We start from the raw sequence: 15,744 nt of genomic DNA, 5'->3' as shown, positions 1-15,744 counted from the left end.
TCCCTCACCGCTTTTTCAGCTCCTCCTCCACCAGCATCTTCTGTCTGGGGGTGAGCCTTCGGGAGGTTAGAAGGTTGTTGAGCTCGGGGATCCGGAGAGCGGGGAGGAAGAGGGTGAACCAGACCGCTGGAGTGTGGGGGGTCTTGAGGATGGCGAGCCTGATATTGGGGCGGCTTTTCCATCTCGGGTGGCGGGCGACGGCGGAAATGGTTTCCGCCGTGGCTCGGCTGCTGCCTAGAAACTGAAGAATGGCGGCCTCCTTGAGTCTGGAATTGAGCAGGCACGCCTCGATCAGCCGCGCATCTCCTTCCTTGAACAGTTCAGCGACCACGGCGCCCGTTCCCCGCCGCGCCAGGGTGAGCTTGTTCCCCAGAGCAGTGGTGGGGAGGCGCTGAATGATCACCCGCTCGGCGGCGACCTTCTGATCGGGGGTGACTCCGGGGAGATGGCAGAGATTGGCCAGCTCGAAGAGGTAGAGCTGGGGGAGGAGGGTCTGGACCACCGCTCCGGGGGTGCCGGGATTGAAGACCAGGGCGACCTTGAGACGGTGGCTGGCGTCGACCTTTTCCAGGCGGAAGACGGCTTTGAGCAGGTCCTCGGACAAATCGCGGCGTTTGAGCAGGGACAGAAGGTGATCTTCCCCCAGCCGGGGATTCTTCAGCAGAGCCCGCAGGACCTCGTGAGACGGGTCCTGAACCAGCTGAAAGAGCTCATCCGGGCCGGCGGTAAGAGCCCCGTGCAGCCGCCGGGCCAGACCCGGATCAAGCCGCTCTGTAGAATTCGCTTCGCTCATTAGCTGTCAGTTATCAGCTTCAAGCTAGAAGTTCAGCTATAAGCTATAAGCTGTAAGTAAATCCAAAGTCCAAAATCACGAAAGGTTCAGCTTACAGCTTACAGCTGACAGCTGACAGCTTGCAGCTTGCAGCTTGCAGCTTGCAGCTGATAGCTACGTTTCGCTCCCGTACCGTCCCAGAAAATCTTCCTTGAAATCCACGAACACGCCCTGCTCGATGGCTTTCCGGGCGCCCTGCATCATCTCCAGATAGAAATGGACGTTGTGAATGGCGGCCAGGGTCGCCGAGAGGATCTCGTTGGCGTTGTACAGGTGGTGCAGGTAGGCGCGGGTGAAGTTCCGGCAGCAGTAGCAGTCGCAGGCGGCGTCGACAGGGAAGAAGTCGCGGCGGTAGCGGCGGTGGGTGAGGCGGATCTTGCCGCGACTGGTGAACAGGGTGGCGCTCCGGGCATAGCGGGTGGGAATGACGCAGTCGAACATGTCCATTCCCCGCTGGACGCTCTCCAGAATGTCCTCGGGCAGCCCCACCCCCATGAGGTAGCGCGGTTTATCCTCCGGCAGAAAGGGGGCGGTATAATCGACCACCTTCTTGAGCAGATCGAGCCCCTCGCCGACGCTCACCCCGCCGATGGCGTAACCGGGAAAGCCCATGGCGGTCAGCTCCCGGGCGCACTCCCTGCGCAGATCTTCATAGACGCTCCCCTGAACGATGCCGAAGAGGGCCTGCTCCGGCCGGTTTTGGCTCGCCAGGCAGAGCTCGGCCCAGCGCAGAGTCTTTTTGATGGAAGCCGCGGCGTATTCATGGGTGGCCGGATAGGGGATGCACTCATCAAAGGCCATGATGATGTCTGCGCCTAGTGCGTTCTGGATACCGGTGGCTTCCTTGGGGCCGAGAAAAATCTCTTCGCCGGTGACCTCATGGCGAAAGTAGACCCCCGTCTCGGTGATCTTCTTTTTGGGAAGGGAGAAGACCTGGAAGCCGCCGCTGTCGGTCAGGATGGGCTTCGACCAGTTCATGAACCGGTGCAGCCCCCCGGCCTTCTGAACCAGCCCCTCTCCGGGCTTGAGGTGCAGGTGGTAGGTGTTGGAGAGGATGATCTGGGCCCCCGTTTCCTCCACCTGGGCAGGAGTCATGGCCTTGAGGGCAGCGTGGGTTCCGACCGGCATGAAGATGGGGGTCTCGATCACCCCGTGCGGCGTGGTTACGCGTCCGCGACGGGCGGCGGAGCATGGATCGACGGCGAGCAAATCGAATGTGAACATATTTCGTATACTTTCCCGGACCGGAAGAATAAATGGGTGATTCTCACAAGAGTTAATCAGCCGCAAAACTAACAGAAAATGGCGTTGAAAGCAACTGAGGGGATTTTTTATTGAAACTATAAGGGGAGGGCTATATTTTAAGATGAATCCGGAGGTCCTGGAAGGATAAATTCATCCTGTAACGGTGTTTCAAATGTGTATACAGTGTGCAGTTTTCGGTTGACATGTATACGCATCGAATGTTACTTAAATCAGGATTTGCATGAATTCATGTTACGGTTTTTGACCGGGGATGAGAGGAAGATTGTCGCAGATTTCGCAGTCTTCAACGGGAGGTTGATTGGCATGGATATTTTCAGCAGTTGGCGCGGACCGCCATTTTCCTTGACGGGAGATGGTGTCCGTTCGGACAGGGAGGCTAAAACTTCCTGCGGTTCCTTTGCCGGTAGGCAATAAATCTTTCACAGGGATGGGATGTTGCCATGCGATGGTACAAGACGTCATTAGGTAAAAAGTACATCATGGGGCTCACGGGGCTGGCAATGGTCGGCTTTGTCGTTGCTCACATGCTGGGCAATCTGTCGATCTTCGGCGGCGCCGAAGGGATAAACAGCTATGCGGAGCATCTGCGGGCTTTCCCGCCGCTGCTGTGGGCCTTCCGCGGAGCGATGCTGGTGTTTTTCATTCTGCACATCTGGATGGGGATCACTCTTTACCTGGAAAACAAGTCGGCACGGCCCGAGCAGTACGCCATGAAGAAGAACGAGCGCACAACCTTCTCGGCCGAGACGATGATCTGGACCGGTGTCATTCTGGGGGTCTTTGTCATATATCACCTCCTGCATTTCACGATTCACGCCTTTAACCCCGAGTTCAATCAGATGGCTGACGAGATCGGCCGCTTCGACGTGTTCCGGATGATGACTACGAGCTTTGACGGCCTTGTCGTCACCGTCGTGTACGTGGCCGCCATGATCGTGCTGCTGCTTCATCTGCGCCATGGCATTCAGAGCTTCTTCCAGTCCCTGGGTCTGACTAATGACGCCACCCTCCCCAAACTGACCACGGGCGGCCGCTGGGTCGCCGGTTTGGTGGCTATCGGGTTCCTCTTCACACCCATCTTAATCTTTTTCAACGTCATAGGGGGTTAATACTGTGATACTCGACGGCAAATGTCCTACCGGACCTATTCAGACATCTTGGGATCGTCACCAGTTTGATCTCAAACTGGTCAATCCTTCCAATAAGCGCAAGTATAAAGTCCTCGTGGTCGGCACCGGCCTCGCCGGCGGCGCCGCTGCCGCCACCCTGGGGGAGCTCGGCTACAACGTCGAAGCCTTCTGCTACCAGGACAGCGCCCGCCGCGCCCACTCCATCGCCGCCCAGGGCGGAATCAACGCCGCCAAGAACTACCCCAGCGACGGCGACAGCATCTTCCGCCTTTTCTACGACACCATCAAAGGGGGCGACTTCCGGGCTCGTGAAGCTGACGTCTGGCGTCTGGCCCAGGTTTCCAACAACATCATCGACCAGTGCGTCGCCCAGGGAGTTCCCTTCGCTCGCGACTACGCAGGCTACCTGGACAACCGCTCCTTCGGCGGCGCCCAGGTTTCCCGTACCTTCTACGCCCGCGGCCAGACCGGACAGCAGCTGCTGATCGGCGCCTATCAGGCCCTCTCCCGCCAGGTCAAGGCCGGCTCCGTCAAGCTCTTCGAGCGCCGCGAGATGCTCGACCTCGTGGTGGTTGACGGCGTCGCCAAAGGGATCACCTGCCGCAACCTGGTCACCGGCGAGATCGAGTCATACTGGGGCGATGCCGTAGTGCTGGCCACCGGCGGCTACGTCAACGTCTTCTATCTCTCCACCAACGCTATGGGCTGCAGCGTCACCGCCGCCTGGAAGGCCGCCAAAAAAGGCGCCTACATGGCCAACCCCTGTTACACGCAGATCCATCCGACCTGCATCCCGCAGACCGGCGAGCACCAGTCGAAGCTGACCCTGATGTCCGAGTCTCTGCGCAACGACGGCCGCTGCTGGGTGCCGAAGAGCAAGGAAGACTGCGACAAGCCCGCCTCGGCGATCGCGGAAGACGACCGCGACTACTACCTCGAGCGCAAGTACCCCTCCTTCGGCAACCTGGCCCCCCGCGACATCGCGTCGCGCGCTGCCAAGGAGCAGTGCGACGATGAGCGCGGCGTCGGCCCCGGCAAGCGCGGCGTCTACCTCGATTTCGCTTCGTCCATCGGCCGCGTCGGCGAGGACACCATCCGCGAGCGCTACGGCAATCTCTTCCAGATGTACGAGAAGATCACCGACGAGAACGCCTACAAGCAGCCGATGCGCATCTACCCGGCTCCCCATTACTCCATGGGTGGTCTGTGGGTCGATTACAACTGCATGAGCAACGTTCCCGGCCTCTTCGTCCTGGGCGAGGCCAACTTCTCCGTCCACGGCGCGAACCGCCTCGGCGCCTCCGCCCTCATGCAGGGCCTGGCCGACGGCTACTTCGTCATCCCCAACACTATCGCCGGCTACCTGGCCACGGTGAAGCCGGCCACGGTCACCGCCGACCACCCCGAGTTCAAGAAGTCCCGGGAGGAGGTGGAAGGACAGATCCAGAAGCTCCTCTCCATCAAAGGGAAGAAGACGGTCAGCGAGATGCACCGCGAGCTCGGCAAGATCATGTGGGAAAACGTCGGGATGGCCCGCAGCAAGGAGAGCCTCACCGAGGCTCTCAAGCGCATTCCGGAACTGCGCGAAGAGTTCTGGCAGAATGTCAACGTTACCGGCGGCCCCGGCGAGACCAACCAGCAGATCGAGAATGCCGGCCGTCTGGCCGACTTCCTCGAGTTCGGCGAGATCCTCGCCAAGGACGCCCTGCACCGTGAGGAGTCCTGCGGAGGCCACTTCCGGGTCGAGCATCAGACGGACGACGGCGAAGCGATGCGTGACGACGAGAACTTCACCTACGTCGGCGCCTGGGAGTTCAAAGGGAACGATAAGGAGCCCGAGCTGCACAAGGAGCCCCTGAAATTTGAGAATGTACACCTGGCCGTGAGGAGTTATAAATAATGAACCTGACATTACACGTATGGCGTCAAAAGAGCCCGAAGGACAAGGGCAGGATGGAGCAGTACGAGGCGAAGAATGTCAGCCCCGACATGTCCTTCCTTGAAATGCTCGACGAGGTCAATGAAAATCTGATCAAGAGCGGCAAGGAGCCGATCGTCTTCGACCACGACTGCCGCGAGGGGATCTGCGGGATGTGTTCGCAGATGATCAACGGCGTCGCTCACGGCCCCGAGGAGGAGATCACTGTCTGTCAGCTGCACATGCGGCGCTTCAAAGACGGCGACAGCATTTTCATCGAGCCCTGGAGGGCCAAGGCTTTCCCGCTGATCAAGGACCTGATGGTCGACCGCAGCGCCTTCGACCGCCTCATTCAGACCTACGGCTTCACCTCCGCCCATACGGGCGGGGTGCCCGACGGCAACGCCATCCCTGTCTCCAAGGTGAAGGCCGATAAGTCCATGGATGCGGCCGCCTGCATCGGCTGCGGCGCCTGTGTCGCCGCCTGTCCCAATGCTTCGGCGATGCTCTTTACCGCAGCCAAGGTTGCCCACCTGGGCCTGCTCCCCCAGGGGGAAGTCGAAGCGGCCCGCCGTGTCAAGGCCATGGTTGAGCAGATGGACAAGGAAGGCTTCGGCAACTGCACCAATCACTACGAGTGCGAAGCCGCCTGCCCGAAAGGGATCAAGGTCACCTTCATCTCCCGGATGAATCGGGAGCTCGCCAAGGCCCTTCCCCAGGGCTAAGGCAAGAGTCGGCGGCGATCGCCGACGGATGATGCGCAACAGCAAAGGGCAGAGGAGCAATCCTCTGCCCTTTTGCAGCTTTCAGCTTTCAGCTTATAGCTTACAGTTTTCAGCTGATAACTGATAACTGATAACTCGGTCCTTGTATGATCGCCGACATTCCCCGTGAACTGCAGGGCGTGGACTTTGCCCTCACCCGATTCCAACTGGAATTTCAGGACTCCTTTCGGGTCTCTAGGGAAGTACTGCTGTGTCTGCGGCGGGACCTGCTGCAGGCCGCCCACCTCGTCCTGTCCCCGAATACCTCCGCAGAGGGTTACGGCCGTTTTTCCTCCCTGTTCGATCCTCCGCTTCCCGAAGATCCGGTGGCCTTGCGCCGACATCAGCGCCCCGGCGCGCCTTTCACCCTATTGCCGGAAACTGATGGCGCAGGTGAGTATGAGGCCGGGGACCTCCTCGAACTTCAAGTTGCTTTCTGGGGCACCGGGATCCAATCCCTCGGGGATTTTGCCCGGACTCTTCGGGCCCTCGGGCGTCTGGGGCTTCATCGCGGCGAAGGACAGTTCGAGTTGGCGGCCGTCTTCTCTGAAGATGCCGCCGGCAACCGCAGCCGCATCTGGAGTGAAGGCGAGAACCTGAAAGATATGGCGCCGTCTGTCTGCAATGCCCGCTGGTGGGCAGAATCAGATCAGCCGGGCGGTAGCAGCATCGACCTTGAATTCATTACTCCTGCCCGTCTTCTCAGCCAGGGGAAACCGCTTTTCCGTCCCTCCTTCGGCAAGCTTTTCCCGTTCATTCTACGGCGGGTGACGTCCATGATGCATAACCATTGCGGTCTGGAAATGACCATGGAAGCGCAGTCCCTGTTGCGGAGCGCGGCACAGGTGGAAACACGGGTGAATCACCTGCGCTGGGAGGACTGGAAAACCTTGACCGGAGAGAAAATGGATCAGGATCTGGGCGGAGTCTGCGGCCTCCTTCGCCTTGAGGGTGACGCTCTGGCTGAAATATTCTGGATCCTGAAAATGGGATCGCTGCTGAATATAGGGAAAAACGCGGCCTTCGGGGCCGGGCGTTACCGGCTGCGATGCCCTGATGAGGGATGATGAGGTCCGGCTTGCAGCTGATAACTGATTACCGATAACCCGTCACGGTAATTCCTTGCCAAGCCTCCGACCATTGCTATACTAAAAAAGGGTAGTGATTTCAAGGAGGTGTTACATGGCGGATATCTGGGAAAAACGCAAGAAGGCCCTGGAGAATGAATTTATCTACAAGCAGGAAAAGGAAAAACTTGAGAAGATGAAGACGGCCGCTCGGGAACAGGTAATCCGTGAAAGTTGCCGTAATCGCTGTCCCAAGTGCGGCGAGCCAATCGAGCCTTTGACTTTTCGGGGTGTCCCATTGGACAGATGTCCCGCCTGCGGAGGGGTCTGGCTCGGGCCGAATGATTTGCATATTCTTGCTGAGAAAGATCATCGCACTTGGTTTGACAAGTGGTTCAAGGGTGAAGAAGACTGATTTCTGCCGGCGGTGATAAAAAACTTCCTTCACTGAGCCGCATGCACCATCTTATCCTTTCTCCGCGGACTAAATTCATTCCTTCCCTAAGGGAAGGGGTTGCCCCTCGACTTCCTCCTGCTAATCTATGCTAATCTGTTAGTTAGAATTTCCATCGAGAACCTGCCTGCGGAGCCAATATGTCAAAAAGCGCGTGGAAACAGGTGTTTTTCATTATTCTGCTGATTATTCTATTCAACTATTTTTATGTGGCCATCTCGCCCAAGGAGCAGGTTGTCGTCGCCCCCCTCAGCTACAGCCGCTTTAAAGCGGAGCTGAGCCGGGGAAATATTAATGAAGTCACCTTCCAGGGTACGGAAATCCGGGGAAGGTTCAAGGAAGGCATTGAACTCGCCCAGAATGAGGATTTCCCGTCTGGAGCCGACTTCGAACAGTTCAGGACCAACCTGCCCCCTTTCGAGGATGCCAGACTCATGGAGGAACTCGAGGTCGCCAAGGTCGAAGTGAACGTGGAGCCCGAGAAGGAGCCTTCCGCCTGGACCACCGCCCTGATCTACCTGCTGCCATGGGTGCTGATCATAGGGGTCTGGTGGTTCATTCTGAAAGGGATGCGCGGTAAGTCCGGAGGTGGGGGCGGGCTCATGGGCAGTTTTTCCAAGTCCGGGGCGCGCCTGTACTCAAGGGAAAATTCACAGGTCACCTTCGAGGAAGTCGCCGGGCTCGATGAGGCCAAGCAGGAGCTCATGGAAATCGTCGATTTCCTGCGCAATCCCAAAAAATTCACCAAAATCGGAGGAAAGGTGCCGCGGGGGGTCCTGCTGGTGGGTCCGCCGGGGACGGGGAAGACTCTCATGGCCCGGGCCGTAGCCGGAGAGGCCGGGGTTCCCTTCTTTTCCATCTCTGCATCCCAGTTCATCGAGATGTTCGTCGGTGTCGGGGCGAGCCGGGTCCGGGATCTCTTCGAAAATGCCAAGAAAAACGCCCCCAGCATCATATTCATCGACGAACTCGATTCGGTGGGCAGGGCCCGGGGAACGGGCCTGGGCGGCGGCAATGACGAGCGTGAGCAGACCCTGAACCAGCTGCTGGCCGAGCTCGACGGATTCGATCCGCACGCGGAAGTCGTGGTCATGTCGGCGACCAATAGGCCGGATGTCCTGGATTCTGCACTTCTGCGCCCTGGCCGGTTTGACCGGCAGGTCGTTCTGGATCGCCCGGACTGGAGGGCTCGCCTGGGAATCCTCCAGGTTCATACCCGCAAGGTCCCCCTGGCCGACGATGTCCAACTGGAAGTCATCGCCAGAGGCACTCCGGGAATGTGCGGAGCCGACCTGGAAAACCTGGTCAACGAGGCAGCCCTTATCGCGGCTCGTGAAGATCTGGACAAGGTCGCCATGGCCCATCTGGAAAAAGCAAAAGACAAGATCCTGATGGGGGCGGAGCGCAAGCTTTTTCTTTCCGAGGAAGAGAAGCGCATTACCGCTATACATGAATCGGGACATACCCTGGTGGCCAAACTTACACCGGGAGCCGATCCCATCCACAAGGTGACCATTATTCCCCGGGGGCAGGCTCTGGGCGCCACCCAGCAGCTTCCGGAAACCGACCGCTATCATTACGGCCGGAACTATCTGATGTCCAGGATTGCCGTAAGCCTGGGAGGCCGGGCTGCTGAAAAGGCCGTGTTCGGAGAAGTTTCGACGGGAGCTCAGAACGACCTCAAGCAGGTGAGCGATCTGGCTGAGAAAATGGTCTGCCAGTGGGGAATGAGCGAGAAGATCGGGCCCATCGCGTTCAACCGCGGCGAAGAGCACCCCTTTCTGGGACGCCGGCTTGCGACGGAGAAAACCTTCAGCGAAGAGATGGCCTGGCTGATCGATCAGGAAATCGAAAAGATCGTCAAAAAGGGGGAGGAGGTTGCTGATAAGCTCATTGCCGAGCATCCTGAAGCCCTTGAAAGTCTGGCCCGCGCTCTGCTTGAGGAAGAGGTTCTGGAGAAGGATCGTGTCAATGAAATTTTGCGGAAAGCCGGGATCGAGGTCGAAAAAATCCCGAAAGCCGCTCCTCAGCCGGGGGGCTGAATTGCAACTGCCGAATATGTAAGAGGAATATTAAATCAAATTCGCCGGTCCCGGCCGGCAGCCGGGTTACTTTCTTTTCGGCGGGATAAAAAGTAAGTAAGGCGGGGTGCGGGGCGCAGCGCCCGCGGTTTTCTGACCATGCAAAAAGCCCCGCTTCAATGCGAAGCGGGGCTTTTTGCCTAACTAATCACACTGAGATTATTTCCGGCGCAGATTGTAGAAGACGTCCCTGCCGGCGAAGACGGCGACTTCGTCCAGTTCGTCCTCGATACGCAGGAGCTGGTTGTACTTGCAGATGCGGTCGGTGCGGCACAGGGAGCCGGTCTTGATTTGGCCGGCATTGGTGGCGACGGCGAGGTCGGCGATGGTGGTGTCCTCGGTTTCGCCGCTGCGATGGGAGACGACGGCGGTGTAGCCTGCCCGTTTCGCCATCTCGATGGCTTCGAGAGTCTCGGTCAATGTGCCGATCTGGTTGACCTTAATCAGGATGGAGTTGGCGATCCCCTTCTCGATCCCTTCCTTGAGGATTTTTGTGTTGGTGACGAAAAGGTCGTCGCCGACGATCTGGATGCGTTTTCCGAGACGCTCAGTGAGAAGCTTCCAACCGTCCCAGTCGTTCTCGGCCATGCCGTCCTCGATGGAAATGATCGGATAGCGGTTGACCAGGTCTTCGTAGAAGTCGACCAGCTCGGCTGCGCTCTTCTCGGGCTGCGCCTCGTTCTCCAGAAGGTATTTGCCGTTCTTGTACAGCTCGGAGGAGGCGACGTCCAGTGCCAGCAGCACGTCCTCGCCCGGTTTGTAGCCGGCTTCACTGATCGCTTCCATGATGACCTGCAGCGCCTCTTCGTTGCTTCCCAGGTCGGGAGCGAATCCACCCTCATCGCCGACCGCCGTGTTGTACCCCTTGCTCTTGAGGACCTTCTTCAGGGCGTGGAAAATTTCGGCCCCCATGCGCAGGGCCTCCTTGAAGGAGGTGGCGCCGGCAGGCATGATCATGAATTCCTGGATATCCACATTGTTGTCGGCGTGCGCGCCACCGTTGATGATGTTCATCATCGGCAGCGGCAGCTCCTTGGCATTGGAGCCTCCGATGTACTGATAGAGGGGGAGGCCGGCTTCCTCGGCCGCCGCCTTGGCGCAGGCCATGGAAACGCCGAGCAGGGCGTTGGCTCCCAGGTTGCTCTTGAAGTCGGTGCCGTCGAGTTCGAGCAGCTTGCGATCGATGCCTGCCTGGTCGGAAGCTTCCCACCCCACAAGGGCTTCGGTGATGATTTCGTTGACGTTCTCCACCGCCTTCTGCACCCCTTTGCCCAGGTATCGGGATTTGTCGCCGTCCCTGAGCTCTAGCGCCTCCCGCTCACCGGTGGATGCCCCGCTCGGCACCGCGGCTCGCCCCATGGCGCCGCTTTCCAGGTATACCTCGACCTCGACGGTGGGATTGCCCCGCGAATCGAGGATCTCCCTGGCATAGATATCGTTGATTTCACTCATGCTTAGCCCCCTTGCAATAAAAGAATGATGGTCGTGCCGGCTCTCCCGGCATCGGCGTATAAATATATCATAACGATTTCGAATTGAAACCCCTTTGTGTCCGCTTGTGTCCGCTTGAGGTTCGAGGTTTTTAAGGCGTGAGGCGGGAGGCGTGAGGTTGTGTACTCGTTTTGGAATTACGGCCTTGCTCCTCACACCTCACTCCTCACGTGATTCTCTGAAAGCTCTTGATTTTGCCTCTCGACGGTGGTAATGTGGGCGTTCAAACCTTGGGGAATCAAAGGGTTATTATATTTGAACGAGAGCAGCGCTCGGAGGCGGTTCGCCGCCGATGACCAGCAGCTGGCAAATCTCCTTTTCGGCCAGCAGAATAAAAACCTGAAGCAGATAGAGCGGACCCTGAAGGTACGGATCGGCTCCAAGGGACTTGAGCTTTCCATTGAAGGGGACCCTCTTCAGGCGGCGCTTGTCCATCGGCTGTTGGAGGAACTCTATACCCTGCTTCAGGCGGGGTATCCTCTTTATCCCACTGATATCGATTATGCCGTCCGCATTCTGAGCGCCGACTCCCGGGCTCACCTCAAAGACATTTTCCTCGACACGATCTTCATCTCCGCCCGCAAGAAGGTGATCTCCCCCAAGAGCCTGGCCCAGAAAACCTATATCGATGCGATCCGGAGAAATGACGTCGTTTTCGGCATAGGTCCAGCCGGCACCGGGAAGACTTATCTGGCCATGGCCATGGCGGTTTCCTTTCTGATGAAAAAAGAGGTGAGCCGCATCGTTCTGGTGCGTCCCGCGGTTGAGGCTGGGGAGAAACTCGGATTCCTGCCCGGGGATATCGCCGAGAAGGTCAATCCTTATCTGAGGCCCCTGTATGACGCCCTCTTCGACATGATGGATTTCGAGAAGGGACAGGCCCTGATCGAGAAGGGGGTGGTCGAAGTGGCGCCTCTGGCTTTCATGCGCGGCCGCACCTTGAACGACGCCTTCGTCATCCTCGATGAGGCCCAGAACACCACGGTCGAACAGATGAAAATGTTCCTGACCCGCCTCGGCTTCGGCAGCCGCGCCGTGGTCACCGGCGACGTGACGCAGGTCGATCTTCCTGCCGGCCGGCTTTCCGGACTTGTCCAGGCTTCCGAGGTGCTCAAGGGAGTCGAGAGCATTCATTTCACCACCTTTACCGATCGCGACGTGGTGCGCCATCCCATCGTTCAGGCGATCGTTCAAGCCTATCAGCGGTCACGGGACCTTTCCGCGCACAAGCCTCCCCCTTACGAGATACCCTGAATCCATGACCAAAATCGACCGCAAACAAGAAGCCGGAAGCCAGAAAAACAAACGGCCGGCCACCGCCATGCAGCCTCGTGTGCTGACCGACGACCGGTATTTCAGGCCCTTGATTCTCCTTCTGTTGGCCCTTCTTCTGACCCTGATCATCATTCCTAAAGGTGGATTCGTCCCCGACTACTATGCTCCCGGAGATATAGCCGCCGGAGATGTCAAGGCCCCGAGGGATCTGCTGGTTCCCGACCTCCCCCTCACCGAAAAGAAGCGGGTGGAAGCAGAAGAGGCGATTCTTCCTCTCTATGATTTCGCACCTCGTGCCGGTCAGGACCTTGCGGAGCGCCTGGTGCAGGCGATCAAGCTGCTCGACGCCGAAGGCAAGAAAGGAGCTTCTCCAAAGGACTTGCGCGAGAAAGTCGAAAGCCTGCTCGGTTTCGCGGTTTCTGACGAAGACTTGACCGCCCTCGCCGGATTGCCGGCCGCCGATCCATTTCCCGGAGTCCTGCGCGCCGCTCTTCTCCAGGCTCTGAACGGAAAAATTGTCGGTAATCTGTCGCTTTTCAAGACGGACCGAGAGCGGGGAATCATCATCCGTGATCTGGCCACGCAGCAGGAAGTCGAGGTCAAGGAGCCGGCAGATGTAATCGGTCTGGAGGCGGCACAGAAGCGGGTCGCAGACCAGCTCAAACAACTGGAGGAAATTCCGCCGAATTCCAGAAAGATCCTGCTGGGCATCATCGAGAAGCTGGTGCGGCCGAACCTCACCTTCAACACGAATGAGACGGAGGCACGGAAGCAGCAGGCCAGGGAGGCGGTAAAACCCGTTCTTTTTCAGGTCAAGAAGGGGGAGATGATTGTCCGGGTCGGGGAGCGGGTCACCGAGGATCAGGTCAAAAAACTCAAAGCCATGAGCGACCTGAGAAACGATTACAGCACCCTGCGCACCGCTACCGGGATGCTCATCGTCATTCTCCTGCTTCTGCTGGCGACGCATCGCTACGCCAATCGAAACATCCGTAAATACCGCATCCAGAACCGGGATCTGATCTTTCTGACCACCACTTTCGTCGGACTATTGGCCCTGGTCAAACTGGCCATTTTCATATCCACCGCACTGGAAAGCGCTTTCCCCTACATCGACTCTGCCAGTTATTATTACATCTTCCCCTTTGCCGTCGGAGCGATGTTGGTCCGCATCGTTCTGAATTCCGAAATCGCCTTCGTCTTTGCGCTTCTCTCTTCACTCCTGCTCGGTATTCTGTTCGGCAACAGCCTGTTCATCGCCTTGTACGCCCTGGCCGGAAGTCTCACCGGAGCCCACTGGGTCCGGCAATGCAAGCAGCGCACCACCCTCTACCGGGCGGGTTTTCGCCTCTCCATGGTGAATGTTCTGCTGATCATCGGCATGCACCTCATGGCGGGGCGTCCCTTCGACCTTCAACTCCTGTACAAATTCGCCTTCGGTCTTGGCGGGGGATTTGTCTGCGCTGTGATCGTTACCGGCACCATCCCCCTGGTGGAAGCCGCCTTCAAATACACCACCGATATCAAACTGCTGGAACTGGCCAACATGAACACCCCCGTGCTGCGGGAGCTGATGATCCAGGCGCCGGGCACCTATCATCATTCCATCATCGTGGGCAACCTGGTGGAGGCGGCGGCCGAGTCGATCAACGCCAACCCCCTGCTGACCCGGGTGGCGGCCTATTACCACGACATCGGAAAAATCCGCAAACCCCTTTATTTCGTTGAAAACCTCGGTAATCAGGATAATCGGCACGAAAAACTGGCTCCCTCGATGAGCGCGCTGATTCTCATGGCTCACGTCAAGGACGGCGTGGAAATTGCCCGGGAGAACAAGCTGGGGGAGACCCTGGTGGATATCCTTCGCCAGCACCACGGCACGGCCCTGATCAAGTTTTTTTACGACAAGGCCAAAACCAAGGAGGACCCCGGCATGTCCCCGGTGGACGAGCGCGACTACCGCTATCCCGGTCCCAAGCCGCAGACCCGTGAGGCGGCCCTGATCATGCTCGCCGATGCCGTCGAGGCGGCCAGCCGGACACTGACCGATCCCACGGCGGCCAGGATCCAGGGCATGGTCCAGAAAATCATCAATAATATCTTTATTGACGGTCAGCTCGATGAATGCGAGCTGACCCTCAAGGACCTCCATAACATAGCGAAGAGCTTCAATCGCATCCTGGCCGGTATCTTCCATCACAGGATCGATTATCCTGAACCGGTTCATAAGGAGCGGGAAAAGGAGCCTGCCAGAAGGAAAAACGGTGAAGATACACATCGAGAATCGGCAAAAGAGTCAAAAGGTAAAGACGCCGACCCTGAGAAAGGTAGCACAGAGGATCTTAAGCGCCTTGGGATGTCCTGACGGCGAGCTCTCCGTGGTCATTGTCGACGATGGGGAAATCCGGACACTGAACCGGGATTACCTCCAGCGCGACCGTTCCACCAATGTCATCTCCTTTCCGATGCAGGAAGGAGAGGGGACGGGGATTCAGCCGGCGGTGCTTGGGGATGTGGTGATCTCCGCCGATACGGCGGCCCGGGATGCGCAGGAGGCGGGACTGCCCTTTGAGAGCGAACTCTATTTCCTGCTTCTTCACGGCATCCTGCATCTGTGCGGATACGACCACGAGCGGGGGACAGAGGCCGAGGCTCTCCACATGGAGGCGAAGGAGCGGGAAATCTTTGCCGTGCTTCAACGGGAGTTTCTGGCGACGTGAACAGGGAAGACTGGAGACCAGGCACCTGGCTGGGAAAAGTCAACTGTGCCGTTGAAGGGGTTTTGTGGGCTGCAAAAACACAGCGCCACATGCGTTATCATTTTACGGCAGCTATTGCCGTCCTCTTGGTTGCCCTCTTCTACCAGGTCTCCATTGTTGAACTGATCCTGCTTTCTCTCGCCGCGACCCTGGTCCTTTTCGCCGAACTCGTCAACACGGCGCTGGAAGTGCTTGTGGATCTGGTCTCTCCCGAGTACCATCCCCTGGCGCAACGGGCCAAGGATGTGGCGGCCGGAGCCGTTCTGGTGACCAGCTGCGGTGCGATCCTCATCGGCTATCTCGCTCTTTGCCGCTACATTTCTTCTCCCTCCGGCGCGGCGGCCGCCGGTGTCGGTCAGCCTCCCGTTGAACTGGCGGTCATTTCAATACTGGTTATTATCATTTTGGTTGTCCTCCTCAAAGCCCGCTTTGGAAAAGGCTCCCCGCTGCACGGCGGCATGCCGAGCGGCCACTCCGCCATTGCCTTCTCCATTGCAACCTCGATCGCCATTTCGTCGGCCGGACCGCTTTTTTCCGTTCTGGCCCTGGCCATGGCGGCCATGGTGAGTCACAGTCGTCTGCTGCTGGGAATTCATTCTTGCTGGGAGGTGGTGGCAGGAGCGCTGCTGGGAGTGGGGACCACCCTGTTGCTGTTCATGCTTTTCGCCTGAATGGAAATGCGTTCGCAGGAATGAAAGAAGACGAAG

At 58.3% G+C, this 15,744-nt stretch carries 13 protein-coding genes; 10 read left to right on the top strand and 3 right to left on the bottom strand.

Features of this window, described 5'->3' with window-relative positions:
* Positions 1–4 precede the first annotated feature (4 nt).
* On the bottom strand, positions 5–793 hold the full coding sequence (locus DTF_RS0103800; protein WP_027714239.1) for a hypothetical protein: 789 nt from the start codon (positions 791–793) through the stop codon (positions 5–7).
* A 153-nt stretch (positions 794–946) separates the two neighbouring features.
* The gene (gene tgt, locus DTF_RS0103795; RefSeq protein WP_027714238.1) at positions 947–2,056 is read right to left on the bottom strand and encodes a tRNA guanosine(34) transglycosylase Tgt; all 1,110 of its coding nucleotides are present in this window, start codon (positions 2,054–2,056) and stop codon (positions 947–949) included.
* Between the two features lie 482 nt (positions 2,057–2,538).
* Here tgt and DTF_RS0103785 point away from each other — a divergent pair, with 482 nt between their 5' ends.
* The 6 genes from DTF_RS0103785 (at position 2,539) to ftsH (ending at position 9,473) form a co-directional block, all read left to right on the top strand.
* On the top strand, positions 2,539–3,207 hold the full coding sequence (locus DTF_RS0103785) for a succinate dehydrogenase cytochrome b subunit (RefSeq protein WP_027714236.1): 669 nt from the start codon (positions 2,539–2,541) through the stop codon (positions 3,205–3,207).
* A gap of 4 nt (positions 3,208–3,211) precedes the next feature.
* Entirely contained in the window at positions 3,212–5,128 is a 1,917-nt protein-coding gene (locus tag DTF_RS0103780; RefSeq protein ID WP_027714235.1) for a fumarate reductase/succinate dehydrogenase flavoprotein subunit, read from the top strand.
* The gene (locus tag DTF_RS0103775) at positions 5,128–5,871 is read left to right on the top strand and encodes a succinate dehydrogenase/fumarate reductase iron-sulfur subunit (protein ID WP_027714234.1); all 744 of its coding nucleotides are present in this window, start codon (positions 5,128–5,130) and stop codon (positions 5,869–5,871) included. The genes DTF_RS0103780 and DTF_RS0103775 overlap by 1 nt, the downstream gene beginning before the upstream one ends.
* Before the next feature lie 146 nt (positions 5,872–6,017).
* A complete protein-coding gene (gene cas6, locus DTF_RS0103770; protein ID WP_027714233.1) occupies positions 6,018–6,977 on the top strand; it encodes a CRISPR system precrRNA processing endoribonuclease RAMP protein Cas6 in 960 nt (319 codons plus the stop codon).
* Positions 6,978–7,092: 115 nt separating this feature from the next.
* The gene (locus DTF_RS0103765) at positions 7,093–7,392 is read left to right on the top strand and encodes a zf-TFIIB domain-containing protein (RefSeq protein ID WP_027714232.1); all 300 of its coding nucleotides are present in this window, start codon (positions 7,093–7,095) and stop codon (positions 7,390–7,392) included.
* A 179-nt stretch (positions 7,393–7,571) separates the two neighbouring features.
* Complete coding sequence (gene ftsH, locus DTF_RS21750; protein ID WP_035055592.1) at positions 7,572–9,473, top strand: ATP-dependent zinc metalloprotease FtsH; 1,902 nt, start codon at positions 7,572–7,574, stop codon at positions 9,471–9,473.
* 198 nt (positions 9,474–9,671) lie between these two features.
* Here the strand turns inward: ftsH and eno are convergent, their stop codons facing one another.
* Positions 9,672–10,964, bottom strand: coding sequence for a phosphopyruvate hydratase (gene eno, locus DTF_RS0103755; RefSeq protein WP_027714231.1), 1,293 nt, complete (start codon positions 10,962–10,964; stop codon positions 9,672–9,674).
* Between the two features lie 294 nt (positions 10,965–11,258).
* Here eno and DTF_RS21745 point away from each other — a divergent pair, with 294 nt between their 5' ends.
* From DTF_RS21745 to DTF_RS0103735, 4 genes are read left to right on the top strand one after another with little or no spacing between them, the layout of a single operon-like run.
* A complete protein-coding gene (locus tag DTF_RS21745) occupies positions 11,259–12,257 on the top strand; it encodes a PhoH family protein (RefSeq protein WP_226989149.1) in 999 nt (332 codons plus the stop codon).
* A 4-nt stretch (positions 12,258–12,261) separates the two neighbouring features.
* A complete protein-coding gene (locus tag DTF_RS21740) occupies positions 12,262–14,643 on the top strand; it encodes an HD family phosphohydrolase (protein WP_051360844.1) in 2,382 nt (793 codons plus the stop codon).
* The gene (ybeY, locus tag DTF_RS0103740) at positions 14,543–14,998 is read left to right on the top strand and encodes an rRNA maturation RNase YbeY (protein ID WP_027714230.1); all 456 of its coding nucleotides are present in this window, start codon (positions 14,543–14,545) and stop codon (positions 14,996–14,998) included. Before DTF_RS21740 ends, ybeY begins: the two co-directional genes overlap by 101 nt.
* Entirely contained in the window at positions 14,995–15,708 is a 714-nt protein-coding gene (locus tag DTF_RS0103735; RefSeq protein ID WP_226989147.1) for a diacylglycerol kinase, read from the top strand. The genes ybeY and DTF_RS0103735 overlap by 4 nt, the downstream gene beginning before the upstream one ends.
* The last annotated feature ends 36 nt before the right edge of the window (positions 15,709–15,744 follow it).

This window comes from Desulfuromonas sp. TF, assembly GCF_000472285.1.
Taxonomy (GTDB): domain Bacteria; phylum Desulfobacterota; class Desulfuromonadia; order Desulfuromonadales; family ATBO01; genus ATBO01.
Note: the sequence above shows the minus strand (reverse complement) of the source record. Positions and strands in the feature narration are given on the sequence as shown.

Excerpts from the sequence above, each read along its gene's own strand:
- DTF_RS21740 (WP_051360844.1), top strand. The coding sequence starts at position 12,262 with ATGACCAAAATCGACCGCAAACAAGAAGCCGGAAGCCAGAAAAACAAA.
- tgt (WP_027714238.1), bottom strand. The coding sequence starts at position 2,056 with ATGTTCACATTCGATTTGCTCGCCGTCGATCCATGCTCCGCCGCCCGT.
- DTF_RS0103775 (WP_027714234.1), top strand. The coding sequence starts at position 5,128 with ATGAACCTGACATTACACGTATGGCGTCAAAAGAGCCCGAAGGACAAG.
- DTF_RS0103765 (WP_027714232.1), top strand. The coding sequence starts at position 7,093 with ATGGCGGATATCTGGGAAAAACGCAAGAAGGCCCTGGAGAATGAATTT.
- cas6 (WP_027714233.1), top strand. The coding sequence starts at position 6,018 with ATGATCGCCGACATTCCCCGTGAACTGCAGGGCGTGGACTTTGCCCTC.
- DTF_RS0103785 (WP_027714236.1), top strand. The coding sequence starts at position 2,539 with ATGCGATGGTACAAGACGTCATTAGGTAAAAAGTACATCATGGGGCTC.
- ftsH (WP_035055592.1), top strand. The coding sequence starts at position 7,572 with ATGTCAAAAAGCGCGTGGAAACAGGTGTTTTTCATTATTCTGCTGATT.
- DTF_RS0103800 (WP_027714239.1), bottom strand. The coding sequence starts at position 793 with ATGAGCGAAGCGAATTCTACAGAGCGGCTTGATCCGGGTCTGGCCCGG.
- eno (WP_027714231.1), bottom strand. The coding sequence starts at position 10,964 with ATGAGTGAAATCAACGATATCTATGCCAGGGAGATCCTCGATTCGCGG.